Genomic DNA, 26,688 nt, shown 5'->3' with positions numbered 1-26,688 from the left:
GCCCTGCATGATATCCCCCGCAAGTGTTTTGTGCGCCCGTACCTTCGGCCTGCTTATTCTGGGCCTGCAACCGCTTTACAGCGCAGCCGTTTTCGCTGCTGACGAGCGTCAGCACTTCAACATCGATGCAGGTCCGCTGGATCAGGTGCTCTCGCGTTTCGGCGTGCAGGCGCGCATCAGCATGGCGGGGAGTTCGACGCTGACGGCAGGCAAGAGCAGCAAGGGACTGCAGGGCGACTTCAGTACTGAGGCGGGCCTGACGCGACTGTTGTCAGGCACCGGCCTGAGTTATCAGCGCCGGGTGGATGGTAGCGTCGAGTTGTTTCAGGGGGGAGGGGCTGTTGTGCTGCCCTCGCAGAAGGTCACCGGGGAAGATCCGGCCATTGAAGAGGTCTATCTGGCGCCGCGATCGTCGGTGTATATCTCCAGCGAAGACATGCAACGATTTGGCGTGATCTCGGTGGGTGATGTGCTCAAGGGGCAGCCGGGTGTGCAGGTGGGGGACAGCCGTAATGGCGGTGGCCTGGATGTGAACATTCGTGGCATCCAGGGGCAAAGCCGGGTAGCCGTCACGGTCGATGGCTCGCAACAGGCGCTGGATGTGTATCGTGGTTATGCCGGTACCCAGCAGCGCAGCTACATTGACCCTGACCTGATCAGCGATATCACCATCGACAAGGGCCCGAGCCTGACATCGAGTGCCATTGGCGGCACGGTAAAGATGCGCACCATCGGCGTAGACGACATTTTGCGTGACGGTCACACCGTTGGCCTGCGCTTGAAGGGCGATGTGTGGAACAACGGCGTTGCTCCCGCCTCCCGTGACGGCCATTCGGCCACTGAGACCCTTTACTCCGAGCCGCACCGCAACCGTGGCGGGCTGTTCGGCTCAGAGGCGCAGTCCGGCAGTGCCGCGTTTGCCTACACCCATGACTATTTCGATGTGGTGGCCGCCTACGCGCATCGAAATCAGGGCAACTATTTCGCCGGTAAAAAGGGTCAGGACCGTTACCGCACTTTTGACCGTTATGGTCGCGAAGACATGACGGTTGCCACAACTTATAACCCCGGCGAAGAGGTCCTCAACTCATCGTCAGAGACCGACTCCTACCTGATCAAAACCACCATTCGCCCGGCCGATGACCATACGCTGGAGCTGGGCTTTAGACGGTACGACGGCCATATTGGCGAGATCATGCCCTCGGACATTTTTCGTTTCGGCACCGGGGGCATCTACCAGTACCCGCTGGGCCACACCAAAATCGACACCTATACCGCCCGATACAACTACCTCCCGAGCGCCAACCCGTTGGTGGACCTGACAGCCAGCCTGTGGATGACGGATGCGCAAACCAGCAACCTGACCTCGGTGCTGGCGCCGGCTTCCCAACGTTATCGCTCGGATCGCAACTGGACCCGCCAGGCCGACCGGCGCATTGGCGGCGACCTGGCCAATACCTCGCAGTTTGATACGAACTTCGGCGACCTTAAGCTGGATGTGGGCGGCTCGTTCCAGGTCGAGGAACTGCGCCCGCAAAAAGGTGTGGTCACCCATCAGGACGACATCAATGCCAACCGCAGCCTGCGCGACGGTTCCCGGCAGGAGTTTAGCCTGCACAGCAAACTGGAATACCAGCCGGTCGACAGGCTGACGCTGTGGGGTGGTGGTCGCTACACCTATTACCGCACCAAGGATCACGTTGCCCACTCGACGGCCCTGCGAGAGGAGCGTGAGTTGAGGTACCTGAGGGTCTTTAGCCCGCAAAGCTACGGCAACATGATGTGGTTCCCGGATCAGAACGGGCAGTACACCGACGCTACGGACCCGCGGTTGAACAACGGTATCGTGTTCAACAACACCAACTTCCCTTTCGAGGGCACGCGCTACAACGACTTCGGCGCAACTGAATCTACGGTGTATCCATCCCAGGTTGGCGAGGTGGTCAGCGGTTACGCGTACTCCGGTAAACAAAGCGACAGCGGCGGTGCCTTTGCGCCTGCCATTGGTTTCAACGTCGAGCTGGCGCCGGACACGTTCTTTTATGCGTCTTACACCCAGGGCCTGCGCATGCCCTCGCTGTTCGAAACCAGTCAGGGCGTCTTGCAGACCATGCCCGGAAAGGGCCTGAAACCCGAGCGCTCAAGCAACTGGGAGATCGGTGCCAGCACCCTGCATAAAAGCCTGCTGGTGGACAACGATTCGGCGGCCATCAAGGTTGCCTACTTCAACACCAACATCAAGAACTACATCACCCGCTACTACGACCCAAGCCCGGGGCTGATGGGCCTGATGCAGTTCAGCAATACCGACAGCTTCAAAACCAGCGGCCTGGAGTTGCAGTCGCATTACGACGCGGGCCGGGTGTTTGCAGATTTATCGTCCACTTACTACCTGAAAACCGAAACCTGCGACTCGACTTTCGCAGCACGTTTGCGCGCGAGCTCCAATCCCTATCAGGACTTGAGCAAAACGCCCAACTGCACGCCGGGCAGCTTCATGGGTTCTTATTCCAATACCCAGAACCCGCCACGCTTTGCAGCAAACCTGACCACGGGCCTGCGCTTTTTTGACCAGACGCTTACCGTCGGCGGCCGTGGAACTTATACCTCCGGCCCGACCGTCAAGGCCGACAATGAATGGCAAACCGGCGCCACCACGCCGCAACTGGTCTATGAACAAGTGGCGCTGTTTGATCTGTTCCTCAACTACAAGTGGAAGGACCACACCCAGCTGAATGTTTCGCTGCAGAACCTGACTGACCGTTATTACCTCGACCCGCTGGCTCAGAGTTTCATGCCCGCTCCGGGGCGCACCCTGCGTGTGGGCTTGCAGACCAGGTTCTAGTCGGGCTGTTGGCTGGCGCTGTCGAACATGGAGATAAAAGGGTTGATCAGCGGTGACGGGTTGTGGGTATGCCAGCTCATGTAGAGCCCGATGGCAGGGTTGGCAGACTCTGCCACCGGGCGTATCGGGCGAAACACAACCTTGTCGCGCATGTTCGAGCTGGCAATGGACTCAGGCACAAGGGCCACGCCAAAACCGCAACTCACCAGGCCGATCAGGGTATGGATCTGCGCGGCTTCCTGTACCACTTTTGGGTAAAAACCGGCGGCTTCGCACAAGGCAATCAATTGGCTGTGATAGCCGCTGCCCAGGGCCTGGGGGGTGAACACGAAGTCCTCGTCGGCGAAATCCCGAAGCTCGACCGGACCTGGCCGCGCCTTGGGATGGTCCAGGGGCAGCGCCATGACAATGGCTTCGTCGAGCAACAGGCGCGATTCGATGTTTTGCGCCGAAAAAGGCAGTTTGCGCATAAAGGCGATATCGGCTTCTGCGGCCAGAATCGCCTTGGCCTGGCTGGAGGATGGCATTTCCTTGATGACCAGTTGAACCTTGGGAAAGGTTTGGCGAAACCGCCTGAGGGTGCTGAGCAATGGCTCGTAGTACGCGATGGAGACGGCAGTCACCGTGAGGGTCCCCGCACTGCCTTCGGACACCTGGCGAGCGTGTTCAATCCCCCGTTCCAGCGCTTTGAGTGTTTGATAGGCGGCCTGCAAAAAGACAGTGCCTGCGGGTGTCAGTTTTACCTCGCGCTTGCTGCGGGTGAACAGGCTGAAACCCAGTTTACCTTCCAGGCGATTAATGGCCTGGCTCAGGGGCGGTTGGGCCATATGCAGGCGAATTGCAGCTTTATGAAAGTGCAGCTCTTCAGCCACCGCGATGAACTGCCTGAGCAGTCGGGTTTCGATCATTTCCAGTGTTCCTTGATTTGAATAGATCACTGTTGCCGGAGCAGGGTAACAATTAATTATAGAGAAGGCTTGATTCCTCAACGGCTTTAAATAGGCCGCGTGATAGGCGCAGCGTATCAACTGAGTTCCTGTTTAGTATTAAACAACTTCCCGTCCGATTGTTAAGGTGACGTGATAAATACGAGGAATTATCCATGAACTTTTCCGGAAAAACCGCCGTTGTAACGGGTGCTGGCCGTGGGCTGGGTTTGAGTTATGCACGCGAATTGGCAAAGTTGGGTGCCAATGTCGTGATCAGTGATAGTGGTGCGGACAAGATGGGTGATGGCATTGACGACTCCGTTGTTCTGGATGCGGCACACACCCTTGAAGCCCAGGGATACAACGTGATCGGCCATCATGGTGATCTGGCTGGCGAGCAGGTGTGTCAGCAATTGATCGAGACGGCCATCGACGCGTTCGGACAACTGGACATTGTGATCCACAACGCGGGCTGGGTCGGTTATCAGTCGATTGAAGAGGCGCAATCGACGTTTATTGAACGTGCGCTGGATATCAACATCTACAGCCCGATCTGGCTCTCCAAGCATGCCTGGAAATACCTGCGGCGCTCAGAAGCTGCACGGGTGGTGCTGACATCTTCGGACCGCGCCATGTATCAGCACTATGCGCAGCCGGGGTTGACGGCCTATGCCTCAGGCAAGATGGCCCAGCTTGGGATCATGAATGCACTGAGCATGGAAGGCGCGGCCGATGGCATCCTGGTCAACGCCGTATCACCGGTGGCCAAGACCCGCATGTGGGGCGTGAGCGGCGAGCCGGACAATTTGAAACCTCAATGGGTTACATCCGGCGTGATTTTTCTGGCTTCTGAGTTGTGCCAAGACACCGGCTACATTCTACGGGCCAGCAATGGCCAGTTCACCGCGACGCGATTTGTCGAGAACCCGGGGGTCGACTATCCCCTCGATTTGGCTCGGGTCAAGGCCTCCAGCGCCGAGCAGGTTGCCCGCTTGTGGGACCAGATCAAGGAATGTTGAGATGCCTGTTCAGGAGTCGTTGTGCCTTTTTTCTGCGTGCCAGGCGGATCTTGGCGAAAGCCCGGTCTGGGATGCAATCAGTCATCGCCTGTTGTTCGTGGACATTTCCCGAGGGCAGATAAATGCCCTGGATACCCAGGCCAACCTTACCCGGCTTTACCAATCACCCTCCCGGATCGGCGCGTTGGCACTGACCAATGCCGGTAACCTGATATTTGCCCGTGATGCCGGCATCGCCATCCTTGACCGTGACACCCTGCGGGTTACCCGCCAGTCGCAACCGGCCAGCACGCACTCTTCATACCGTTTCAATGACGGCGCTTGCGACCCTCAGGGCCGGTTTGTCACGGGGTTGATGGACGAAGCTCACAGCCAACACTCAGGAAAGCTGTATCGCTACGACCCAGGTCTGAATGCCTCGGTGATCCTGGACAGTCTCGGATTGCCCAACGGGCTGGTGTGGTCGACTGATGGCAGTGAGGTGTTCTTTGTCGATTCAGTGGCCCGCACCCTTTTTCGGGCTCGTTACCAAGCGCACAGCAACTGCCTGGACGACGTGTCGGTGTTTGCCCTTACACCGCCAGACCTTGGACGCCCTGACGGGTTGGCAATGGACAGTGAAGGGGGCATCTGGGTATGCCAGTTCAATGGTGGCTGTCTGCTCAGGTATGACCGCCACGGTGAGCTGACCCGTGTGCTCGACGTGCCGGTCCCGCGCCCCACCAGTTGCTGTTTCGGCGGCCCCGACATGAGCACACTGTTTATCACCAGTGCCAGGTTCGGCATGTCACCAGCCGAGCTGGCTGACTGCCCGGCAGCCGGAAATATCTACAGTATCCGTGTGCCCGTTGCGGGGGTTCCCCGCTATCAATTCAAGGAGATTTGAGCGGTTGAGGCAGGTATTGAATCCCTTGCGGCCAATACTCCTTGATGATTTCAGGCCGGTGGCCGGTTCTGAACGTCTATTTAGAAAACAGGGGGGCTGTTAATTGTGCTTATAACTTAAGGAGTGGCCCACGTGCAGGGCACTGATGAAACCCGCGTTGGGGTTGATGGTGATGACGTTATAGGCGGTTATTAATCCGAGCGTATTAGTCCTTTAGTTGAGTCGCGGCCGCGCTATATAGAGTGTTAATACCAAGTTGTGAATTGTGTGTTGAAGCCTATGGAGTTGTTATGTGCTCACGGATGGAATGTCCCTTGAACTCAGAACAGGGGGCTTTCGAACTTAGGCATGGCACGTTCAAGGGAGTTGATTATGAGCACTCAACTAGGGTTGAAAACGAGCACCGCTTTATGTTTGGTCATGACCGCCGCTTTGGCGGGATGCAGCAGCGGCGGCGGTGGCTCCAAGACCACCATCAGCACCAGCAACACAACGACGCCTCCTGTCACAACCACTACCCAGACGCCTTTGGTGACAGGCCAGGTCACCAATGAACTGGGCAAGGGCCTGGGCGGTGTGGGTGATCTGGTCAGCGATGTGGGGACGACCCTGACCAAAGTTCCTGTGGTCGGCGCAGCAGGCGGGCTAGTGGTCAATACTGGCAACGCGGTGTCCTCCATTACTGATGGCGTGACCAACGGTCTGGGGTCCCTGGGCACTGATAAAAACTCGCTGGGTATCACCGTGGCCGGTGTCACCACTGGGGTCAGCGACGTCGGCAAAGGGGTTTCGTCACTCGGAACGGGCGTCAGCGGGTTGGTCGATAACACGCCGATCAGCCAGATTCCTCTCGTCGGGGGCGTTGTGGGCAAAGTCACCGACACCACGGGTGGTCTGGTGAACAAGGTCGGAACCACAGTCACCATGCTCGGCAATACGCTGACTACCAACGTAACCAGTGGTCAACTGGGCAAGGCGACTGGCGGCGTGAATGACAAAGTTGTGGTGCCGGTGATTTCACTGGTTGAGAACGTAACGGGCAAGGTGGGTACAACAACCGGTTTGGGCAAACCAGTGGACGGTTTGCTCAAACAGGTTGGCGGTGCGGTAGGGGGGCTAGGTGACAAAGTGGCAGACACAGGCAATAACCCGGTCACTAACCTGGTGGGCGGAGTGCTTGGCGGCGTAGGCGGTGTGCTGGATAAATCCGGTGGCTATCTCAATCCGCCAGCAGGTGCAGGCACCGGTACAAATACCGGCGGGCTGGGTGGACTGGGCGGTTTGCTGGGGCTGGGGGGTAATGGTGGCAACGGTGGCTTGCTTGGCGGTCTTGGCGGTCTTGGTGGGGCAACGGCCTCAACTGGCGGTCAGGTAAACACCGGCACGACGGGGGGAAGTACTGCCACGGGTGGCTTGGGCGGTCTTGGCGGCCTGCTCGGCGGCCTGGGCAACCTGGGCAAGAAAAACTAGGCATTGACCACCTTCAGGAAGTCCTCGCGAGACGATAGCGCCATTGCTTCGCTCGCGTGGGCTCTGAGGTGTGATGAGCGCACCCCGAACTGGATGACTATGACATCCCGGTTCTGCCGGCTGCGATTGGGTAAACCACCGTGCAACGTGCCTGAGTGCAACGCCAGGCATCCCGCAGCCGGAACGTCGGGGGATAGCGCGGTGTCGATGGCGGTCTCGGCATGCAGGTGTGAACCTGGCACCACGGCTGTGCCGCCATTGCCCGCGCTCATGTGCTGAAGCGGTATCAATAACCGCAGGGTGCGCCCGTCATCGCTGGCAAAGTATCGATTGTCAGCGTCACGATGCCAGCCCACGGCAGGGCCGATCTCACCGGGTTTACGTGTGATATTGCTGAAATGAAACAGCACCTCAGCTGGCGCGCAGTCCAGCAGCCGGGCGGCGCACGTCCAGATCGACTGCTGACAAAGGAACCGCGCAAAGCCGGGTTCCAGCGCGACAAGATCGCCGATGATAAACGGTTCGTGACTGTATTGACCCGGTTCAACATCGGGATTGCGCTGCGGATGTTGTCGACTGGCGTCCCCAATGCTCACCCCGGCGGCCCGTGCTGACGGTTCCCCTGAACGATAGCGTTCCACCAGCGCGTCAGTCATCTTTCTCGCCCAGGCCAGTTCCTGCTCCCCGATCAGCCCGTTGATAACGGCATAGCCACACGTGGCAAATGTCACAATCCCTGTGTTCACGTCAGACTCCGTTTCCAAAATGGCAATTCGGTTAAGCGCACGAGCCTAATCGAAGACGCGCAAAGCGAGAAGAGACCGCTGACGCCTTCAGCCGGTCTAGCGCGCTGGGGTTGTGACCGATACACGTCTGCTTTAGGTTATTGATGGTCACCGTATCCCCCTCATCAACAAGGAAATATCCAATGAAAGGAAGCTGCGCCTGTGGAACAATCGGGTATGAAATTGACAGTGTCGACATGCCGATGAGCCACTGCCATTGTCACTCGTGCCGCAAAACCCATGCGGCAGCATTCGTGACCACGGCGGGTGTTTTGCGTGAGCACTTTCGCTGGACGAAGGGGCATGAGCACCTGAGCAGTTACGAGTCTTCCCCAGGGAAATTGCGTCGCTTTTGCTCGCTGTGCGGCTCTCACCTTGTGGCAGAGCGAACCGCAGCACCGGCAGTGATTGTTCGTGTCGCGACTCTGGACGAAGACCCGGGTGTGCGTGCGCAGTTTCACATTTGGGTTGAGCATGATGCTCCATGGCTCAACCATGAGCAGCTTGCGATGCACCCGCAATGGCAGCCGGGGCGCTGAGGCTGTTTGGATCTGCCCGGGGCGATTGAAAAAATGGAATTTTCGTCAGTATCCAGGAGGTAGGCTTTGGCTTTCACATCACCAGTACGCACGCTTCGTAAAGTGTCTGAACTCGATTACCACGACAGCAGATCGGTCCAGCTTCCAGCGCAAATCACGGCGCTTGAAGCCTGGAACCTCATGACGGCCGAACAGGGAATGCCCATGCGCCTGGCGTTTCGGACGCGTGATGCAATCTCCTCCCTGTTTGGCGTGAAACGCATTGGTGGGTTTTCCGGCACCCGACGAGAAACCGTGGAAGCGGGGGATTATCTGGATTTTTTCCTGGTGGAGCACAGTGCTCCCCAGATGCTGGTGCTGACCGAGCGTGACCGGCATCTGGATGTGATGATTTGCCTTTCGATAACCACCGATCATGTGCTGTTGGTCACATCCTCCGTGGTCACCCACAACGCCTACGGTCGCCTCTACATGGTGCCGGTGGGCCCGGCGCACAAGCTCATCGTCAATAGCTACCTCAGGCAAGTGAAACGCAAGCTCATGCAGGGGGCAACAAAGTCAGAGAGCCAATAGGGGAGGTCAGCCAGGGCCCAACCCATTGGTCATCGACTGCTCTTGCAGGCTTGTTTCTATCAGCTCGGCCAGCAGCCTGGCGGCAGGGGTTAGGTGCTCGTTTACGCGATGCAGCACATAAGCCAACGTGGGCAGCGCAGGTAAGTCGCGAATAATGACGAGATGACTCGGCAGCCCGATGCGGGTGCGCAGGGTCACCCCCAATCCGGCTGCTACGGCTGCCCAAATTCCCCCCACACCTGGGCTGGTCAGCGCAATTCGCCAGGCAATGTGTGCTTCATCCAGCGCCTTGATCGCCGCGCTGCGCATGACGCAAGGGGCGTCGAACATGATCAGGGGCAGTGGCGCCTCGGCAGGCCTGTTACCAGTTGGTCTGTCTCGCGACCCGATCCAGTGCAGTTGAGTTTCACCCAGACGCTTTACGCAGGTGGACGCCAGCCCGGTGTCCCAGGCAAGCGCCAGGTCAAGCCCGCCGTTGTCCATCAGGGTCAGCAGTTCGGCGTTGCGCGCGATCCTGACTTCCAGGCTGACCATCGGATAGGTCGTGACGAATCTGCGCAAAATATCGCTGAGAAAGTGCTCGCCAAAGTCTTCCTGAAGTCCCAGGCGTACGGTTGCTGCCGTCTGGTTTTCATGCAACATCTGGAAAATGCTGTCGTTGAGTTCCAGCAGTCGGCGGGCATGGCTCAGCAAGGATTCGCCCATTGGCGTCAGTGCCAGACCCCGACCGGATTTGGCCAATACCGGTGTGCCAATCTGTTGCTCAAGCTTCTTGAGTTGTGCACTCACGGCAGACGTCGAGCGGCCCAGGCGATCTGCCGCCCTGGCAAAACTGTTGAGCTCCACGCCGGTCACAAACGTGCGCAGTACATCGAGGTCGAAGGCAGGCCGTCTCATTTGATCATCCACAATTTTGGAACGATGGGCGTCATTTAATCTGATATTCGCAAGGGTTGCGACTTGATAGATTTTTACGATCACCACTTCAAAGGAGCAATGCGCCATGCCGTTTGCACGAATTTCGCTGCACCGGGGCAAGTCTGTCGAATATTTGCAGGCGCTTTCACAGGGGGTTCACGATGCGTTGGTGGAAAGTTTCGAGGTGCCGCTGGCGGATCGTTTTCAGGTCATTGACCAGCATGAGGCGGGTGAGCTGATTTTCGATCGTGACTACCTTGGCGGGCCGCGCAGCCATGACTTTGTGTTGATTGCCATAACGGCAGGGCGGTCGCGTTCTACGCAGACCAAGCAGGTTTTTTATCAAGACCTGGTCAAGAAACTGAACCGTGCCACAGGCCTCGATCCTGAAGATGTGATGGTGGTTGTGACCACCACAGAGGCCGAGGACTGGTCATTCGGGGGCGGGCGGGGTAACTGAGCCGTGCTGAAGTGGGAACGGGCTTGCTCGCGATGGCATCGCAGGCAAGCCCGCTCCCACAGGACGTGTGGTGTTCAGCCCCGTCTCAGTACCTGCTCAGGGCGCTGTTTTCATCGCCACAATCGGCTCATCACGCGTGCGCGACACGCTCAACCCCAGCAGCCCGCCTATCACCAGAGCGCCGGCCATAAAATACATGGCGGCCTGGGTGTTGCCGGTCAGTTGGGTCAACCAGCCGACCACGATCGTGCTGAAAAAACCGGCCACGTTACCCAGCGAGTTGATCAGCGCGATCCCGGCCGCCGCCGCTGCGCCACCCACCACGGCAGTGGGCATGCCCCAGAACACCGGCAAACTGCTGATCATCGCCGCGGTACCGACAGTCAGGCCAATCATCGACAACCACAGGCTGGCGCCGAACAGGGTGCCGAACACCACGCCGCCGGCACCGATGAAAGCGCAGATCGCGAGGTGCCAGCGATACTCACGAAAACGGTCGCTGCTGCGCCCGACCATCACCATGCTCACGGCCGCAACGGAGTAGGGAATAGCACTCAGTACGCCGATCGCCCAGGGTTCGGCAACACCGTTGTTGCGGATGATAGTCGGCATCCAGAAGCTGATGACGTATTGGCCCAGCACCAGGCAAAAGTAGACTGCGCCCAGCAACCAGATTTTCGGGTTCAGCAAACCATCGCGCACTGAATGGTGAGATTTTGCCTTGGCTTCGCGGTCCAGTGCGGCCTGCATGCCGCGTTTTTCATCGTGACTGAGCCAGTGGGCATCTGCAATGCGATCGCGCAACAGGAAGAACACCGCGCCACCCAGTGCCACGGCCGGTAATCCTTCGATCACGAACAACCACTGCCAGCCGGCGTAACCTGCCACGCCATCGAGTGTTTGCATGATCAGGCCGGAAATCAGCGAGCCGAGCATGCTTGAGATCGGCAAGGCCGCGATGAACAATGAAATCATCACCCCGCGGCGATGGCTCGGGAACCAGGTGGTGAGGTAGAAGATGATCCCGGGGAAGAAGCCGGCTTCGGCGATGCCAATCAGAAAGCGCAGCAGGTAGAAACTCATGGGCGTTTCGACAAACATCATGGCTGCCGACAGCAGGCCCCAGGTCATCATGATTCGGGCAATCCAGCGTCGGGCTCCAAACTTGTGCAGCGCGATATTGCTGGGGATCTCGAACATCAGGTAACCGACAAAGAACACGCCGGCCCCCAACCCGTAGACCGCTTCACTGAATTTCAAGTCATCGAGCATCTGCAGCTTGGCGAAGCCGACATTGACCCGGTCCAGATAAGCGACCAGATAACAGACCATCAGCAGCGGAATGACCCGCCATGCGGTTTTGCGATAGGCCGAATGCAGTGCGTGGTCCGGCATGTCACCGGGGAGCGGCGATAAGGTGTTCATCTCGAGCCTCTTTCTTATTGTTGTAGGGGCGATTGTGAAATGGCAGGGCTTACGGATCGAGGGCGCGACCTCCAGGCCAGTCACCGCTCTGACACATCCCCCCCACGATCTCGCGGATCAGTTCACTGATCAGGGTTTTAAGGTGGCTGGCGGGCATTGAGGCGCAACTGCAAATGCCCAGGATTCGTGACACGCCCTCAGCTGCGATCCGATGGGCGACCAAGCGCCCGTCCTCGATTTCTCGCATGGCAAGGTTGAGCGGCATGATGGTGTGACCAATACCTGCTTCGACCGCACTTTTGAGGATGTGTACGGAGTTGACTTCCATGGCGATTTCGCCCGTTGCCAAACCACGCTGTTTTACTGCGTGCTCAACGACGGTACGGGTGCAATGACCATGGGCCTGGCTGGGGAACACCAAAGGCCTGGCCAGCGCCTGCTCCAGGGAAACCTCGCCGGCGGGCGGTGCGTCGGGTGCATGGGCCCGGTGAATCAGATAAAAATCTTCTTCGATCAATGCGCTGAACATCACCTGCGGGGGCAAATCAAGTGAGGTGAACAGAGCAAGATCAACTCGGCCATGGAGCAGTTGATCCATGACGTTTCCGGTCAACTCTTCGTTGAGATGAAACGCCACCTTTGGGTAACGGGCAGCCACTGCGCGCATGAGAGGCATGGCCAGAATGGTTGCGACACTTTGTGGCAACGCCACCGTAATCGACCCGCTGACTTCCTCCTGGCTGCTGTTGACGGCAGCGCGGGCATCGCTCAAATGTTTGAGCATGCCCTGGGCATATTCGTAAAAAACCTTGCCCGCTTCGCTGGCAACCACGCCGTTGTGGCTGCGATGGAACAGTTGCACCCCCAGATCCTCCTCCAGCGCCGACATCTGCTTGCTCAATGCCGATTGCGCCACATGCACCTGGCGTGCGGCCCTGGACAAGCTGCCGCAATCGATGACTGCAACAAAGTATTTGATCTGGCGGATTTCCATTGAGGCGCTTCCTGCAGGACTCGAATGTAAGGGGCCGATAATGGTACAGCGCCTCAGCCTGTGGAGTGTCCGCGAGGGAAAATCTTCCCGGGGTTCATCAGTTGCTTGGGGTCCAGCGCTGCCTTGATTGCCTGCATGACGCTCACCGCGTTGGCTCCGTGTTCTACCGCCATAAAGTGTTGTTTGGTCAGCCCTATGCCGTGCTCGCCGGTGCAACTGCCTTGCATGGCAATTGCCCGCTCTGCCAGTCGATGGGCCACCGCTTCAGCACGTTCGACTTCGTCCGGGTTATGGGGGTCGACCAGAATCAGCGCATGGAAGTTGCCATCCCCCACGTGACCGAAAATCGGGGCGAGCAAGCCATGTTCAGTAAGGTCCGCAGCGGTGGCCTCAATGCACTCGGCCAGTCGTGAGATCGGCACCACGGCATCGGTGGTCAGGGAGCGGCAACCGGGACGCAGGGCCAGGGAGGCAAAATAAGCGTCGTGGCGTGCTTGCCACAAGCGGCTGCGATCTTCGGGATGGACCGCCCATTCAAAGTCCAGCCCCTGGTGCTCGTCGGCGACCATGCGCACCGTCTCAATCTGTTCCTTTACTCCCGCTTCAGAGCCATGCAGTTCAAAGAACAAGGAGGGTGCCTCGCGCAGTTGGGTGCTGCTGTAGGCGTTGAGGGCTCTCATGGTCAAGGCGTCTAGCAATTCGATACGGGCAATTGGAACGCCCAGTTGGATGGTCTGAATGACGGCGCGTACGGCCAGATCGACACTCGGAAAGCGGCACACGGCAGCCGAAATGGCTTCGGGAATCGGGTGCAGCTTGACGGTCAGCTCGGCGATGGTCGCCAGCGTACCGCCCGAACCCACCAACAAATGGGTCAAGTCGTATCCGGATGAAGACTTGCGCGCACGCCCACCGGTGTTGATCACGCGACCATCGGCCAGTACGGCGGTCATGGCCAGGACGTTTTCGCGCATGGTGCCGTAGCGCACGGCGTTGGTTCCGGACGCGCGGGTGGCTGCCATGCCGCCCAAGGACGCGTCGGCACCCGGATCGATGGGAAAGAACAGACCGGTGCCATGCAGCGCGGCATTCAACTGCTTGCGGGTCACCCCCGGCTGTACGGTGGCATCCATGTCATCGACACGAATATCGATAATCCGGTTCATGCCTGAAACATCAATGCTTACGCCGCCGTGGGACGCCTGCAACCAGCCCTCCAGAGAGGTGCCGCTGCCATAGGCGATCATCGGCACATTGTGGCGATAGCACGCGGCGCTAATGTTGACGATGTCTTCGATGCTGTTGGCATAGGCCACAGCATCCGGTGGCATTGGATCGAGTGCGGAAATATCGCTGCCATGGTGCTCGCGCACGCTGGCCGAGGTAGAAAATCGTGTGCCGAGCAAATCGCTCAGTTCATCGCGCACTAGGTCGGGAAGGGGCGGGTGTTCGCAGGCGGCAGGAAGGGTCATCGAGCAATCTCCGGTTTTTGTGCGCCGCGTGACGCTGGCGGCATTTGTAAGGAGTCATGACTCATCTTAGGCAGCGATTGGTACACACTTGTAGTGCTGATTTCAGATGGAGCCATCTCTTTTGGGTATGGCTGATTTGCCGTTTGTTGTGCTGTACCCGCCCGGGCAGATACCCTCTGGCGGATGACAGACAAGGAGCCGTTCATGGAAACGACAGTCAGAATCGCCAATCAGGCAGACATCAGCGCCATCTTTGATATTCGAACCAGTGTCACGGAGAACCACCTCTCCCATGATCAGTTGACCGAAATGGGCATTACGCCCGACGCCATACGCCAAGCTATGTCGGCTTCGCCATGCGTTTGGGTGGCAGAGGTTGAGGGAGTGCCGGTCGGGTTTTCAATGGCTGACGCTGAAGATGGCTGTGTGTTTGCCGCTTTTGTTCGGCCAGAGTTCGAAGGGCGCGGAGTGGGCCGCCGCCTGATGGCCAGGGCCGAGGAATTCCTGTTTCAACACCACCGCACCATCTGGCTTGAAACCGCTGAAACCAGTCGTGCCAGCGGCTTCTATCGAAGCCTGGGCTGGCAAGTGGTGGAACAGTTGCCTGAGGGTGATGTGCGTTTTGAAAAGTCACTGAACGAGTAATTTCAGTCATTGGAGCAGAGAAGAACATGGACATTCGTTTGACGCAAACACAGGACTGGATGCTGTTGAAGCACGTCCGTCTTGCAGCACTTTTGGACTCACCTGCGGCGTTTGGTGTGAGCCATGAAACGGCGGCCAACTACACCGATGCCCAGTGGCAGGAGCGTGCATCGTCAGCAATCGGAACGAAATTCTGGCTGGCGATCAAGGATGGCAAGCCGGTCGGCATGATCGGTGCCGCGTTGAGTCAAACCCATCGCTACAACTTGATCGGCATGTGGATCGCACCTGATTTCCGTGGTTCTGGCGCTGCCGCTCAACTGGTGAGGGCTGTTAAACACCAGGCCCTGCAAGATGGGCATGAATGCGTTTATCTGGACGTATCCCCGGACAACGCAAGAGCCTCCAGCTTCTATCTGAAACAAGGCTTTGTCTTTATGGATGAATGGGAACCTTTGGCAAGTCATCCCCATATAAAAGTACAAACAATGCGGTGTGCGGTACGTAACTAACCGCACTTTCTTCACCTGGTTGGATGTTATAAGTTAGTTGGGCTATTCGTTTGAATCGATACTTTCGATTAAGGGGCGCAGACGGTTTTGTTTTTTACACGTTATACCCAAGTGCAACCGAGTATCAGGGTGAACTGGCGTAGACACTTTCATTGATCATGCGTTGCAGGCTTGCAGTATTGAGCTGTTTACAGGCTTTATCTGCGTCCCCCCTGTCGGGAAAGGTGTCTGGCAGCCTGCACTGGGCCTCACTGTCATAGATATTGAAGTCTATAGGGGCGGTGGTGCAGTAGAAGCGCGATCCAATGCGCATTGATCCGGTCTCCTTGGGAACGGCAGGGACAACAACGAACCTAGGCATCACGGTATTCCTGTTTTTATATGTTGGCAGACATAAGGAATAGCGCTGCTTTGTTATTAGGGCAAGGGAGTTGTTACATCATCCGATGAGCAACCTGCGTAACCGATAAGCATTCTATTTCACCCATGCAACTCTTGCGCGACAGTGCTGTTAGCTAAGGTTGTCAGATGACTGTTGATATTCCAGCGTTCAAGTACGAAAGAACGGGTGAATGGTTTAACTTATCAGCAACCTCCCACAGCAATTAATGTGTCCCCACATCTGGGGCCAGACACTACCCCACTGTGGGAGCGAGCCTGCTCGCGAAGGCCTCACCGCAGTCCGTGCGCTAAACCGGGTAGTCAGATTCCACAGATACAACGCGTCTGCTAGTGATCAATGAATACTGGAAGCCAGTTCGAAAATCGGGATGTACATCAGGATCACGATGACCCCGATCAGCAGGCCGATGAAAGTCATCAGCAGGGGTTCAAACAAGCGCACGAACCATTCGATCCAGCGACCAATCTCTTCGTCATAGAAGTCGGCACTGCGCTCCATCATTTGCCCAAGATTACCCGACTGCTCGCCAGCCCTCAGCAGGCGCAGGGATACCGGCGTCACCAAGTGATTGAGCTCCAGCGCGGTCGACAGTGACTGGCCTTCGCGCACCCGTTCGCAGGCCTGATCGAGGCGCAGGCTGGACGCCACCGTCAGCAGGCCACGGACCATTCCCATGGCAGTGACCAGCGGGATACCGCCTTGCAGCAAAATGCCCAGGGAACGGTAAAACCGCGCCAGTTCATACATGACGATACGTTTATGGACCGCCGGAAGTTTTTCGATCAGCCGGCCAACCGCCCGGCGAAAGGCCGGCCGGCGCTGCAGCACGATGATGGCGACGATGCTCGCCACTACAGCACCAAAAAACTCGCCCTGATGGGCGTGAAGGAACATCCCGCCGCGCATGAGCATCTGCGACAGCCAAGGCAAATTCTCGCCCAGGCCTTCGAACACCAGGCTGAAGCGGGGCACCACGTAACCCATCAAGAACAACACCACGCCACTGCCCACCACCAGCAACAACAGCGGGTATATCGATGCGCTGACGATTTTCTGCCGGACCTCGTCCATGCGTTGCCGGTAGCTGACATAACGTCCCAGAGCCTCACCCACTGCCCCGGTTTTCTCGCTGGACTGCACAAGTGCAACGTAGAGCGGGGGGAACACGGCTGACAACTGCGCCAAAGCCTGTGAGAAGGATTTGCCCTCGTACAGCAGGCGAACCAGTTCACTCAAGGTTTTACGGGCCTGGGGTGCGGTTTCCTTTTCGGCCAGGCTTTCCAGTGCATCGATCAATGGCAGGCCGGCGTTGAGCAGGGTTGTCAGTTCCTGGCTGAACAACACCAGGTTGAAGGTCTCGCGCTGATGCAGATGCCATGCCCGCCAGCGGCGCTCGGCGTGCAGACTGACCACGCGCATGCCCTGATCTTCGACCATGCGCCGGGCCTCGCCATCGCCCTGAGCCTCGACGGTCATGGTGACCACGCCCGTTTTGCCGACTGCCTTGAGATGAAAGCGCATCGTTGCGACTCCCGTCATTGCCAACTGGTGATTTCAGCGTTTTCGCCATCGCCACCGGGCTGTCCGTCCTTGCCCATGGACAGCAGATCGTACTCACCGTTTTCGCCGGGATAGCGATAGGTGTAGTTACGCCCCCAGGGGTCCTGGGGCAGTTTTTTCTGAAGGTAAGGGCCTGTCCAGCGGGTTTCGTCGCTGGGCGCGGTGACCAATGCCTGCAAGCCTTGTTCGGTTGAGGGGTAGTGGCCGACTTCCAGTCGGTACAAGTCCAGCGCCTTGCCCAACCCTTCGATTTGCGCCTTGGCCACCTTGACCTCGGAGCGGCCCAACTGGGCGAAATACTTGGGCGCGACGATCCCGGCCAATAACCCGAGGACCACCAGTACCACCAACAATTCGAGCAGGGTGAACCCGTGTTGGATTCGCGGTGCACAACGCAAACGCAGATTCATGATGACCTCACACAGTGGGCAGCACAGTCGCCAGCAGGGCTTATGCAATTGCCATGCTAAGACCCCTCGACGTGCCTGAACCCCCCGTAATTCAGCCCTCATACGATACGGCTCGGTGCTTGCATAGGGCTAACCCGCGACCGTCCACTGGGGCATTACCCCCATTTTCAGGGGCAGGTCGGGGGAGGCAAAAATGACCAAGACACTGACCACGGCACTGCTCGGCGCACTGCTCGGCGCACTGCTGATGAGCGCTGTCGTAAACGCCGACGTGTTTGTATCCCGGGACGCCAGCGGCAGCTACGTATTGTCCAATGTGCACCGTCCCGGCCGACACTATGAACGTGTGATTCGCGAGCCTGCAGAGGCGCAGGCCAGCCTCGATCAACAGCCACAGATGATCACCGCACAGCCCTATGCCGAGATGGTTCTGGCGGCAGCGGCGGCCAATCAGTTACCGGCTGCGCTGTTGTCTGCGGTGATTCAGCACGAGTCCAACTTTGACCCCAAAGCGAAATCACCCAAGGGGGCGGGAGGGCTGATGCAATTGATGCCCGACACGGCTCGGGAAATGGGGGTTACGGACGTCTACGACCCCCAGTCCAACATTCAGGGCGGAGCCAAATACCTCAAACGCATGATGACCCTGTTCGACAACGACATTGCCCTGGCCGTGGCGGCCTATAACGCCGGGCCGCAAGCGGTGCTCAGTCGTGGTGGCGTGATCCCGCCGTTCGCCGAAACCCAGCGTTATGTACCCAGCGTCCTGCGCCAATACCGGCGTCTGCAGGGTCTGGCAGCAGACGCGCCGCTGTGAACGCGGTGCTGGGGCTGATTAGCCGATCTTTGGGTATGGCAGGCAGTACAGAAAGTGGGGAAAGGGTGGGGAATATCCCCCGTATTAACCGATTCAAAGCGTAAGCATTTGAATTTAAGCAAAAATATTTATGGCATGGCCTATGCAGTATTGGGTTTAGCGAGAATCACTCCCTGAGCACCTACAGTGAGATCAGCGATCATGAACGGCATCCCCCACGCTCATCATTTGTTAAACCTGCTGTTAATGGTCACGCCACTGATCGGTATTGAAACGGCCCAGGCTGCAGCACGTTGCGAACGCAATCTGGTGGCGAACATCGTCGCCCTGGACCAGCCGCTGATGTTCAACCGCCTGGGGGCGCAGAACGTCAACGGCATGATGTTCGCCTTGCGCCGTGATGTGGTGGATGACCACGACCAGCCATTGTCCGCAGGGGGTGCGGCGGTGCCGGGCAAGGTCACGCTGCGGCCTGACAAGCGCCCGCGGCCGCTGGTGTTGCGGGTGGCTGCCGGTGACTGCCTGACCATCAACCTGCAGAACCTGCTGGCCTACCAGGCCAACCCCGGTAGTCAGGAAGACGGGGAGGAGGGCGAGATAGAAGGCGAAGTCCAGGTCGATAACAACAACTTCAAGGTCGATGAGCAGGTCAGTGACCGCCATGTCGGGTTTCAGGTCAACGGTCTGCAAGCGGTCAACAGCATCGACGATATTTCTTCGTACACCGGGCGCAACGCCAATACTCTGGTAGCCCCCGGTGCGACCCGTTCCTATACCCTCTATGCCGAGCGCGAAGGCGCATTCGCCGCCAGCAGCCGTGGTGCCACATTCGGCGGAGAAGGGGATGCAGGCAACGTTGCCAACGGTCTGTTCGGTGAAGTGGTGGTGATGCCCAAGGGCGGTCGCCACTATCGCAATACAGTGACCGAAGAAGAGATGCGCCTGGCTTCCAGCGGCCGGACACCCACAGGCCAGCCGATTGTCGATTACCAGGCCCGCTACCCGCAGCGTCAACCCTGGATCCGGGAAGGCAAGGCCGGTACGCCGATCATCAACATGGTCGACGGCAATGAAATCATCTCCAGCGAAAGCGATGCGATTGTGATGGGCAGCAACGCCGACGGCAGTTTCCCGCCTGCGACTTATCCGCTGGAGTCCATCGGCAAACGCAACCCGGCGTTGCCCAATCGTCTTGAACCCTTCCGTGATTTTGCCTCGCAGTTCCAGGACGAAACCGCTGTCACCCAGGCCTTTCCGGCGTATTGGGCAGACCCGGTCATGGCTCACGTCCTTGAGCCGACCCGCGATTCGTTCATGATCAACTATGGCTCAGGCGGCATGGGGGCCGAAGTGGTCGCCAACCGCCTAGGGGTTGGCCCAATGCATGACTGCCTGTCGTGCGCCTATGAAGAGTTTTTTCTGAGCTCGCACACGGTTGGCGACGTAGCGATGCTGGTGGACGTACCGGCCAATGTCGGGCTGGAGAGCATCCGCCCCGGCGAGCTGCCCCGTGCCGAGCAAACAGGGGTCAAGGCAAGCATGGCGCTGTACCCGGCCGAGCCGTCCAACGTCAACCACAGCTACATCGGTGACTTCGTCAAGTTTCGCAATACCCATAACGGGCATGAGCAACACATCTTCCATTTGCATGGCCATCAATGGCTGTTCAATCCCAACGATGACAACTCCGATTATGTGGACGCCCAGGGGATTGGTCCGGGGGCCGGGTACACCTACGAAATTGCCAACGGCGGTTCGGGTAACCGCAACCGTGTAGCCGGTGATGCAATCTATCACTGCCACTTCTACCCGCACTTTGCCCAAGGCATGTGGGCCATGTGGCGGGTGCATGATGTGTTTGAAGAAGGCACTCGGCTAGAGGTGTCACAACAGGGCAGCGACGGTTATCACACTGAGCCTTTTGCCTTGCGCAGTGGCAAACCGGCCGCTGGCGCCCGGGCATTGCCCGACGGTGAAATCGTCGCAGGCACCCCGATTCCTGCAGTCGTACCGCTGCCCGGCAAGGCCATGGCGCCGATGCCAGGCAAGGTGGCTGTGGTGCCCAGAGTGAGTGAAACCCTGATTGCAGCAGGGGACGATGATGACGACGGCGAGCATCAAGGTGGTAGCGCCCGGGCCATTGGCTCGCTGGCTCTGGTGGATCGCAGTGAAGCCAACCGCAATGCTGACGGCAGCCTGAAAAACCCCGGTTATCCGTTCTGGATCGGCGGCATGGAAAGCTCGGTCGGACAACGTCCACCCACTCCGCCGCTGGATATGCTCGACGCGACCAAGGCTCAAGCACTCAAAGCCAGCGGCAAGGCTCTGTGGGCCAACCTCGACCCGGCTCAGTCCGGCGGCTGGGATGGGGGCCTTGGACGACACTCCCTGGCCGGATTTTCTTCCGGAGGCAAGGCTCACACCATTACCACCTCGCTGGATTTTTCCAAGGAGGTGACGCTGGCCAAGCCGATCTACATGCCTGAAGAGGGCACTGAGGTCGAACAGGCCGCCATGGCCTTCCACGCCAAAAAAGACCACCCCAGCTATGCCCTGTTACCCGGCAAGCAGATTGTCGCGCGCAACTTCCGCACCAACGGCGCGTTGCCAATCGCCGGTGCGCCGTATTACGAGCCGTGCATGGATGATCGGCAAAAACGCCTGACCAGTGGCGCCGGAACCGGCGAGTTCAACAGCGGCGAACGGATGGATGGCATGTCGTTCACCGGATCCTCGACCTTTACCGCGGATCGCCCACGCATCTATAAAGCGGCCAATATCCAGTTCGACGCGGTGTACAACAAGGTTGGCTACCATTTTCCCCAGGCGCGCATTCTTGCCTTGTGGGAAGACGCCTGGCCGGTGATCACCAAGCAGCGGCCGCCTGAACCACTGGTGATGCGCATGAACACCTTTGACTGCGTGCAGTACCAGCAGACCAACCTGGTGCCGGCCACCTATGAGATGGACGATTATCAGGTACGCACCCCAACCGATGTTATTGGCCAACATATTCACCTGCCTAAATGGGACCTGACTGCCGCAGACGGTTCGGCCAACGGCTGGAACTATGAAGACGGTGTGCTATCGCCCGGCGCCGTGCAGGAACGCATCCATGCCATCCGCACCTTCAACCAGTGCACGGGGGCAGATGTGCGCGATGGAACTCCGGCCTGTCCCAAAGCCAAGAATCACCCGTACTTCGGCCAGTTTGGCCGGGCTGATTGGGTGGGCGCACGCACCGCGATGCAGCGCTGGTTTGTCGACCCTGTGGTTAACAGCAAAGGCATAGACCGTGGGCTGGGGACGATCTTTACCCACGACCATCTGGGCCCGTCGACCCATCAGCAGATTGGCCTGTACGCCACCGTGCTGGCTGAACCGGCCGGTTCCACCTGGTTCCACGCCGAAACGGGTGAGCCCCTGTACAGCGGCGCGCGCCAGGATGGCGGGCCGACCTCGTGGCAAGCCGTGGTGTCCACCGGTGATCTGGACGGCGATGGCAAGAACGACAGCTTCCGTGAGTTTTTCCTCGAATACAGCGATTTTCAGCACGCCTATGAAGCGGGTGTCTATGTGGGTGCGGGCCCCAACGGAGTGCCCAATCCCCAGGCCTTTCCGGCCACGGCGGACAGCTTTCGCTACGCCATTAACCCGCCGGTGCGCAACAACGCCAGTAACTTGCTCGAAGGCATCGTCGAAGTGCAGGGCGGACGGGTTGCAGGTTGCCCAAGTCGTCCATGCCCACAGGCCATCTCTGTCGATGACCCTGGCATGTTCGTGATCAATTACCGCAATGAACCACTGGCGCTGCGGGTATACGACCCGAACAAAGTCGGCCCCGACGGCAAACGTGGCATGCAGGCAGACGGCCTTGGTGGAGACCTTGCCTATGCGTTGCAAAGCCGCACCGACCGGGCTATTGCGGCCATGAACCTGGCACCTAACCTGATCACGGCCGCCACCGGGCCGACGGGCGGCACCACGCTGTTTCCACCGCACATCAACCGTGGCGGCGCCGAACCGGGCGATCCGTTCACGCCGATGTTGCGTACCTACACGGGTGATAATGTGCGGCTGCGGGTGCATGCCGGCGGCCATGAAGAAGAGCACAACGTGACCCTGCACGGCGTGAAGTGGTTGCAAAGCGGCTCTGGCTTCGGCAACAGCTCCAACTCCGGCTGGCGCGCCTCGCAGATGATCGGGATTTCGGAACAGATGGGCTTTATCGCGCCTATCTCGATGCTGTCCAGTTCAGCTGCCACCACTGGCGATTATCTGTATTCGATGGACGCTTCGATTGAGGGTTACTGGAGCGGGATCTGGGGTGTGATGCGCAACTACACCGCACAACGAGCCGACCTGTTTGCGTTGCCCAATAACCCGAAACCGGCCGGTATGCGCAACACCGTGGCCTTCGAAGGCTCATGCCCAAGAATCAGCGCCAACCCCAATGGCATCGGAACCCGTCCCACTGTGCAGCGCAACTATGAAGTGGTCGCAGCACTGGCCAACGACATCCTCGGCAATCCGTTGGGGCTGACCCTCGGCGATCCGGCAGGCATTGGCCAGCATGTGGGCGGGCTGTTGAAACCCGCTGGCGGGACCCTGGTGTACAACTCGCGGCCGGTGAGTATCGCCCAAGTAACCGTGACCGATCCTGAAGACGGGGTAACCATGACCCTCGGCGGGCAAAGCGGCCCGCTGCACGATCCAACGGCCATCCTCTATGTACGCAAGGCCGATCTGGACCCGATCAGTGGCAAGCTCAAACCCGGCGTGCCGGTAGAGCCGCTGGTGTTGCGTGCAACGGCCGGGGACTGCATCAACATCACACTGGAAAATCGGCTGCCGAGCGTCATGCCCGACCTGGCCCAGACCGCCGTGATGCAAGGTGTAGTCAAGCGTGATCGAAATGGCAGTGACGGATCGAGCACCTTCAGCAACAACCTGATGCGGCCCTCCAGCCATGTAGGCCTGCATGCGCAACTGCTGGCGTATGACATCACCAAGTCTGATGGTGCCAACGTCGGTGCCAACCCGGTCCAGACCGTTGCTCCCCGGCTTGGCAACAGCGGCGCGTACCCTAGCCGTACTTATCAGTACTACGCCGGTCACCTTGAGCGTGAAGGCAAACCGATCACTCAGCTGGGTCGCAGCGTCGACAACATCAACGCTACGGCCGTGGAGTTCGGCGGGCTGAACTTCACCCCGGCGGATGTGATCAAGCAGCCGCAAAAAGGCCTGGGAGGTGCCATGAGCATCCTGCCGGTGGGGGCTACCTGGGTTGACGATATCCGCAAGGTCAATGCCAGCGTTACGGCGCCGGGGCAGGCGGTTTACCGCGACTTTGCGATGGTCTGGCAAAAAGCCCTGAACATCCGCTGGGCCGGCGGTCGGCCAGTGGAAGGCATTGCGGCTGAAGGCCTGGGGGTACCGACGGATCCGCAGGACAACTCCAGCATGGCGATCAATTACAAGGCCGAACCGCTGTGGTATCGCTTCGGGCTGGCGCCAGATGCACCCTTCGGCCATGCCGACGGTGCGGGCTACGCTGACGTGCCCAATGCGCACATGGCTTACAGCAACGCGCTGGTGGGAGGCGATCCGCAAACGCCGGTGCTCTATGTGAAACCGGGGCAACCGTTCCGTACCCACATCCTGATGCCTACCGGCGGCAGTCGTGGCAGCACGTTCCAGCTGGACGGACACGTGTGGTCAGTCAACCCGTTCCAGTCGGAAAAAAGCGATCCCGGTGGCTATCCGATGTGGACTCCCGGGGTGGGCTCGGTGCGGTTCGGCTACAACCCGATGTCGATGTATATCGGCGCCCACGAGAGCGTCCTGCCGGCTGCTCACTTCAGTTTCATGCATCCGAGCGCCGGGGGCACCAATGCAATACCGGGGGACTACCTCTTCCGGGATTACGCGGCCTATGGCAACACCGCCGGGTTGTGGGGGCTGTTGCGAGTCTCCAATGAGCCCGAACCGGCCCCCGCGCCTTGATGGGCCGCAGGTATCGGCAGGAGTGAGCACGCCTGCTCCTGCCGTACGGGGGGAGCGGCAAGCGGGAATTTGAGGGGGAGAAATACCATGAGCAAGGCCATTGGAACCGGTGTTTGTGTGTGGCTGCTCGCCACAGCATTGAGTGCCCCGGGAGGCGCGTGCCGGGCGGCCGAAACCCGGGGCGAGGGCGAACAAAAACTGGTGCGTGACGGTGTAACCGTCGCCCTGCAGGTACAGTCCTTGGCCAAAGACGGCGTCTTGCGTGAAGGTGAGTTTGCCGATGTTCGCTTCCGGGTCACGGACACAACCTCCGGCCAGCCGCTGGCCGGGGTTGCGCCAGGTGCCTGGCTCGACCCGCAGGCCGTTGCCGCTGACCTGGCTCAGGGGCGTGAACACAGCTGCAAGTCGCGGGTCGGGGTATTTCTGAAGTCGAGCATCGGCGCGCGTCCATTGCTTGATCTCAACAGCTACTACCTGATGGTCATGAACCGTGATGCGAGCGTTTCAGTGGTAGACCCGCAAGTGTCTGTAGGGGGGATCACCAGTACGTTATCGCGCATCGAACTGAAACAGCCGCCCATGGACTGGGTCACACCCGCAGACAACAAACGGGTGTTTGTTTCCATGCCCAATGCCGATGCGGTGGCGGTCATCGACAGCGAGCAATTCAAGCTGGTTGACTCGGTCGCGGCGGGCAGCAATCCGGTGCGGGTGGCTTTGCAGCCGGACGAGCGCCTGTTGTGGGTGGGCAACAATGCCAGGGCACCCGAGCAGTCCGGGGTGACGGTGATCGATGCGCAGAGCCTCAAGCCACTCAAACATGTGGCAACCGGTGCCGGTCATCATGAAATCGCCTTCAGCAAGGACAGCCGACAGGCGTTTGTCAGCAACCGCGATGACGGCACGGTGAGCATCATCGACATCGCCAGCCTGACCCTGAGCAAGCAGCTCAAGACCGGTTCGCACCCGTTGTCGATTGCCTTCTCTGCGCTGTCCCAGGCCGTGTACGTTGCTGATGGTCAGGACGGTACGGTAACAGTCGTTGACGCCGTGAGCCTGTCGGTACGCAGGGTTATCAAGCTCAAGCAGGGCCTGGGGCCGATGGGTTTCAGTGCCGACGGGCGCTTTGGCATCGTGCTCAATACCCTTGAAAATCAGGCTTCGGTCATCGACGCCAGCAACGACTCGTTGATCCATGACGTGGCGGTGTCCGCCGAACCTTATCAAGTGGTGTTCACCAAGGCTTATGCCTACATACGCGGCCTGGCGTCGGCCAAGGTCACGATGATCAACCTCGCCTCGCTGGGAGAAGGGCGCACCCCGATCAGTCAGGGTTTCGAAGCCGGTCCCCAGGCGCCGCGCCTTGCCGGTGATTTGCCTCTGGCCTCAAGTCTGGCGGTGTCGCGGGACGACAATGCGGTGTTCGTGGTCAACCCGGTGGACAACACCACTTACTTCTATGCAGAGGGCATGAATGCCCCGATGTCGGGTTACCCCAACCGCGGCCAAGTGGCGCGGGCAGCAATGGTGATTGACCGCAGCCTGCGGGAAGTCTCGCCCGGGCTCTACAGCGCGCGGATCAAGCTGCCTCCCGCCGGGCGTTTCGATGTGGCCTTCCTGTTGAATCAACCCAACATCATTCACTGCTTCACGGCGGATGTAGAGCCGGCCATACAGAGTACCCGGGTCGCGGGCGTGCCCAAGGTCGAGTTCATGCTCGATACCGTCACAGCGACCCTTGGCAGTCCCTATGTGGTGCGCTTTCGCATTGTTCAGGGCAAGCAAAACACTCAACGCAGCGGGGTCAAGGATGTCCAGGTGCGTTACTTCCTCGCACCGTCCTCACGAGCGCAATCGGTGGCGGCGCTGGAGGTGGGTGAGGGTGTTTATGAAGTTCCGCTGACGCTCAACCAGCCCGGTGCCTGGTACTTGCATGTACGTGCCGCGTCCCTGGGTGCGGGCTTCGACGACAAGACTTTTGCCAGCGTGCGGGTTGCTCCCGGCGCTGCTCATTGAAGAG

The 26,688-nt window shown here is 59.1% G+C and carries 21 protein-coding genes; 12 read left to right on the top strand and 9 right to left on the bottom strand.

All coding sequences use genetic code 11. The annotated features are described in order from the left end of the window. The first annotated feature begins 7 nt into the window (after positions 1-7). The gene (locus TU76_RS08430) at positions 8-2,845 is read left to right on the top strand and encodes a TonB-dependent receptor (protein WP_048351441.1); all 2,838 of its coding nucleotides are present in this window, start codon (positions 8-10) and stop codon (positions 2,843-2,845) included. Here TU76_RS08430 and TU76_RS08425 read toward each other — a convergent pair. Then, positions 2,842-3,753, bottom strand: a complete 912-nt coding sequence (locus tag TU76_RS08425; RefSeq protein ID WP_048351440.1) for a LysR family transcriptional regulator — start codon at positions 3,751-3,753, stop codon at positions 2,842-2,844. The two genes, TU76_RS08430 and TU76_RS08425, sit on opposite strands and share 4 nt — an antisense overlap. A gap of 194 nt (positions 3,754-3,947) precedes the next feature. Between TU76_RS08425 and TU76_RS08420 the strand changes: the two genes are divergently transcribed. From TU76_RS08420 to TU76_RS08410, 3 genes are all read left to right on the top strand, one after another. Beyond that, positions 3,948-4,793 carry an SDR family NAD(P)-dependent oxidoreductase gene (locus tag TU76_RS08420; protein WP_048351439.1) on the top strand — a complete coding sequence of 282 codons (846 nt, stop codon included), beginning with the start codon at positions 3,948-3,950 and terminating at the stop codon, positions 4,791-4,793. Between the two features lies 1 nt (position 4,794). Then, positions 4,795-5,679 (top strand): SMP-30/gluconolactonase/LRE family protein, encoded by an 885-nt coding sequence (locus TU76_RS08415; RefSeq protein WP_048351438.1) that lies wholly within the window; start codon positions 4,795-4,797, stop codon positions 5,677-5,679. 372 nt (positions 5,680-6,051) lie between these two features. Next, positions 6,052-7,149 carry a collagen-like triple helix repeat-containing protein gene (locus TU76_RS08410; protein WP_053070212.1) on the top strand — a complete coding sequence of 366 codons (1,098 nt, stop codon included), beginning with the start codon at positions 6,052-6,054 and terminating at the stop codon, positions 7,147-7,149. On the opposite strand, the gene TU76_RS08405 is transcribed toward TU76_RS08410, so the two are convergent. Then, positions 7,146-7,895 (bottom strand): phytanoyl-CoA dioxygenase family protein, encoded by a 750-nt coding sequence (locus TU76_RS08405; RefSeq protein ID WP_231984104.1) that lies wholly within the window; start codon positions 7,893-7,895, stop codon positions 7,146-7,148. The genes TU76_RS08410 and TU76_RS08405 overlap by 4 nt on opposite strands. A 182-nt stretch (positions 7,896-8,077) precedes the next feature. Between TU76_RS08405 and TU76_RS08400 the strand changes: the two genes are divergently transcribed. Both TU76_RS08400 and TU76_RS08395 read left to right on the top strand, forming a co-directional pair. Next, positions 8,078-8,473: a GFA family protein gene (locus tag TU76_RS08400; RefSeq protein ID WP_019825545.1), complete on the top strand. Its 396-nt coding sequence runs from the start codon at positions 8,078-8,080 to the stop codon at positions 8,471-8,473. A 66-nt stretch (positions 8,474-8,539) separates the two neighbouring features. Beyond that, positions 8,540-9,046, top strand: a complete 507-nt coding sequence (locus TU76_RS08395) for a DUF2867 domain-containing protein (RefSeq protein ID WP_048351437.1) — start codon at positions 8,540-8,542, stop codon at positions 9,044-9,046. A gap of 6 nt (positions 9,047-9,052) precedes the next feature. Here the strand turns inward: TU76_RS08395 and TU76_RS08390 are convergent, their stop codons facing one another. Continuing rightward, on the bottom strand, positions 9,053-9,943 hold the full coding sequence (locus TU76_RS08390) for a LysR substrate-binding domain-containing protein (protein ID WP_048351513.1): 891 nt from the start codon (positions 9,941-9,943) through the stop codon (positions 9,053-9,055). 106 nt (positions 9,944-10,049) lie between these two features. Between TU76_RS08390 and TU76_RS08385 the strand changes: the two genes are divergently transcribed. Beyond that, a complete protein-coding gene (locus TU76_RS08385; RefSeq protein WP_046809057.1) occupies positions 10,050-10,424 on the top strand; it encodes a tautomerase family protein in 375 nt (124 codons plus the stop codon). 96 nt (positions 10,425-10,520) lie between these two features. Here TU76_RS08385 and TU76_RS08380 read toward each other — a convergent pair whose 3' ends face one another. Genes TU76_RS08380 through TU76_RS08370 form a run of 3 tightly spaced genes read right to left on the bottom strand, consistent with a single transcriptional unit; the run spans position 10,521 to position 14,315 of the window. Beyond that, positions 10,521-11,849: an MFS transporter gene (locus TU76_RS08380; RefSeq protein ID WP_019825550.1), complete on the bottom strand. Its 1,329-nt coding sequence runs from the start codon at positions 11,847-11,849 to the stop codon at positions 10,521-10,523. Positions 11,850-11,898: 49 nt separating this feature from the next. Next, a complete protein-coding gene (locus TU76_RS08375) occupies positions 11,899-12,843 on the bottom strand; it encodes a LysR family transcriptional regulator (RefSeq protein WP_046809058.1) in 945 nt (314 codons plus the stop codon). A gap of 53 nt (positions 12,844-12,896) precedes the next feature. Continuing rightward, a complete protein-coding gene (locus TU76_RS08370) occupies positions 12,897-14,315 on the bottom strand; it encodes an FAD-binding oxidoreductase (RefSeq protein ID WP_048351436.1) in 1,419 nt (472 codons plus the stop codon). Between the two features lie 204 nt (positions 14,316-14,519). On the opposite strand from TU76_RS08370, the gene TU76_RS08365 reads away from it, so the two are divergent. After that, on the top strand, positions 14,520-14,960 hold the full coding sequence (locus tag TU76_RS08365) for a GNAT family N-acetyltransferase (protein WP_048351435.1): 441 nt from the start codon (positions 14,520-14,522) through the stop codon (positions 14,958-14,960). A 26-nt stretch (positions 14,961-14,986) separates the two neighbouring features. Continuing rightward, the gene (locus tag TU76_RS08360; protein WP_019825556.1) at positions 14,987-15,472 is read left to right on the top strand and encodes a GNAT family N-acetyltransferase; all 486 of its coding nucleotides are present in this window, start codon (positions 14,987-14,989) and stop codon (positions 15,470-15,472) included. A gap of 124 nt (positions 15,473-15,596) precedes the next feature. On the opposite strand, the gene TU76_RS08355 is transcribed toward TU76_RS08360, so the two are convergent. The 3 genes from TU76_RS08355 to gspG form a co-directional block, all read right to left on the bottom strand. Next, positions 15,597-15,785, bottom strand: a complete 189-nt coding sequence (locus TU76_RS08355; protein ID WP_231984103.1) for a hypothetical protein — start codon at positions 15,783-15,785, stop codon at positions 15,597-15,599. A gap of 423 nt (positions 15,786-16,208) precedes the next feature. After that, entirely contained in the window at positions 16,209-17,396 is a 1,188-nt protein-coding gene (locus tag TU76_RS08350) for a type II secretion system F family protein (protein ID WP_019825560.1), read from the bottom strand. A gap of 14 nt (positions 17,397-17,410) precedes the next feature. Continuing rightward, a complete protein-coding gene (gspG, locus tag TU76_RS08345; RefSeq protein ID WP_046809061.1) occupies positions 17,411-17,845 on the bottom strand; it encodes a type II secretion system major pseudopilin GspG in 435 nt (144 codons plus the stop codon). Positions 17,846-18,038: 193 nt separating this feature from the next. On the opposite strand from gspG, the gene TU76_RS08340 reads away from it, so the two are divergent. The 3 genes from TU76_RS08340 to TU76_RS08330 all read left to right on the top strand — a co-directional run bounded on the left by TU76_RS08340 (position 18,039) and on the right by TU76_RS08330 (position 26,684). Next, positions 18,039-18,662 (top strand): lytic transglycosylase domain-containing protein, encoded by a 624-nt coding sequence (locus TU76_RS08340; protein WP_048351434.1) that lies wholly within the window; start codon positions 18,039-18,041, stop codon positions 18,660-18,662. Between the two features lie 201 nt (positions 18,663-18,863). Then, entirely contained in the window at positions 18,864-24,668 is a 5,805-nt protein-coding gene (gene mnxG, locus TU76_RS08335; protein ID WP_046809681.1) for a manganese-oxidizing multicopper oxidase MnxG, read from the top strand. An 87-nt stretch (positions 24,669-24,755) separates the two neighbouring features. Next, a complete protein-coding gene (locus TU76_RS08330; RefSeq protein ID WP_019825566.1) occupies positions 24,756-26,684 on the top strand; it encodes a YncE family protein in 1,929 nt (642 codons plus the stop codon). The last annotated feature ends 4 nt before the right edge of the window (positions 26,685-26,688 follow it).

The organism is Pseudomonas psychrophila, assembly GCF_001043005.1.
Lineage (GTDB): Bacteria > Pseudomonadota > Gammaproteobacteria > Pseudomonadales > Pseudomonadaceae > Aquipseudomonas > Aquipseudomonas psychrophila.
Note: the sequence above shows the minus strand (reverse complement) of the source record. Positions and strands in the feature narration are given on the sequence as shown.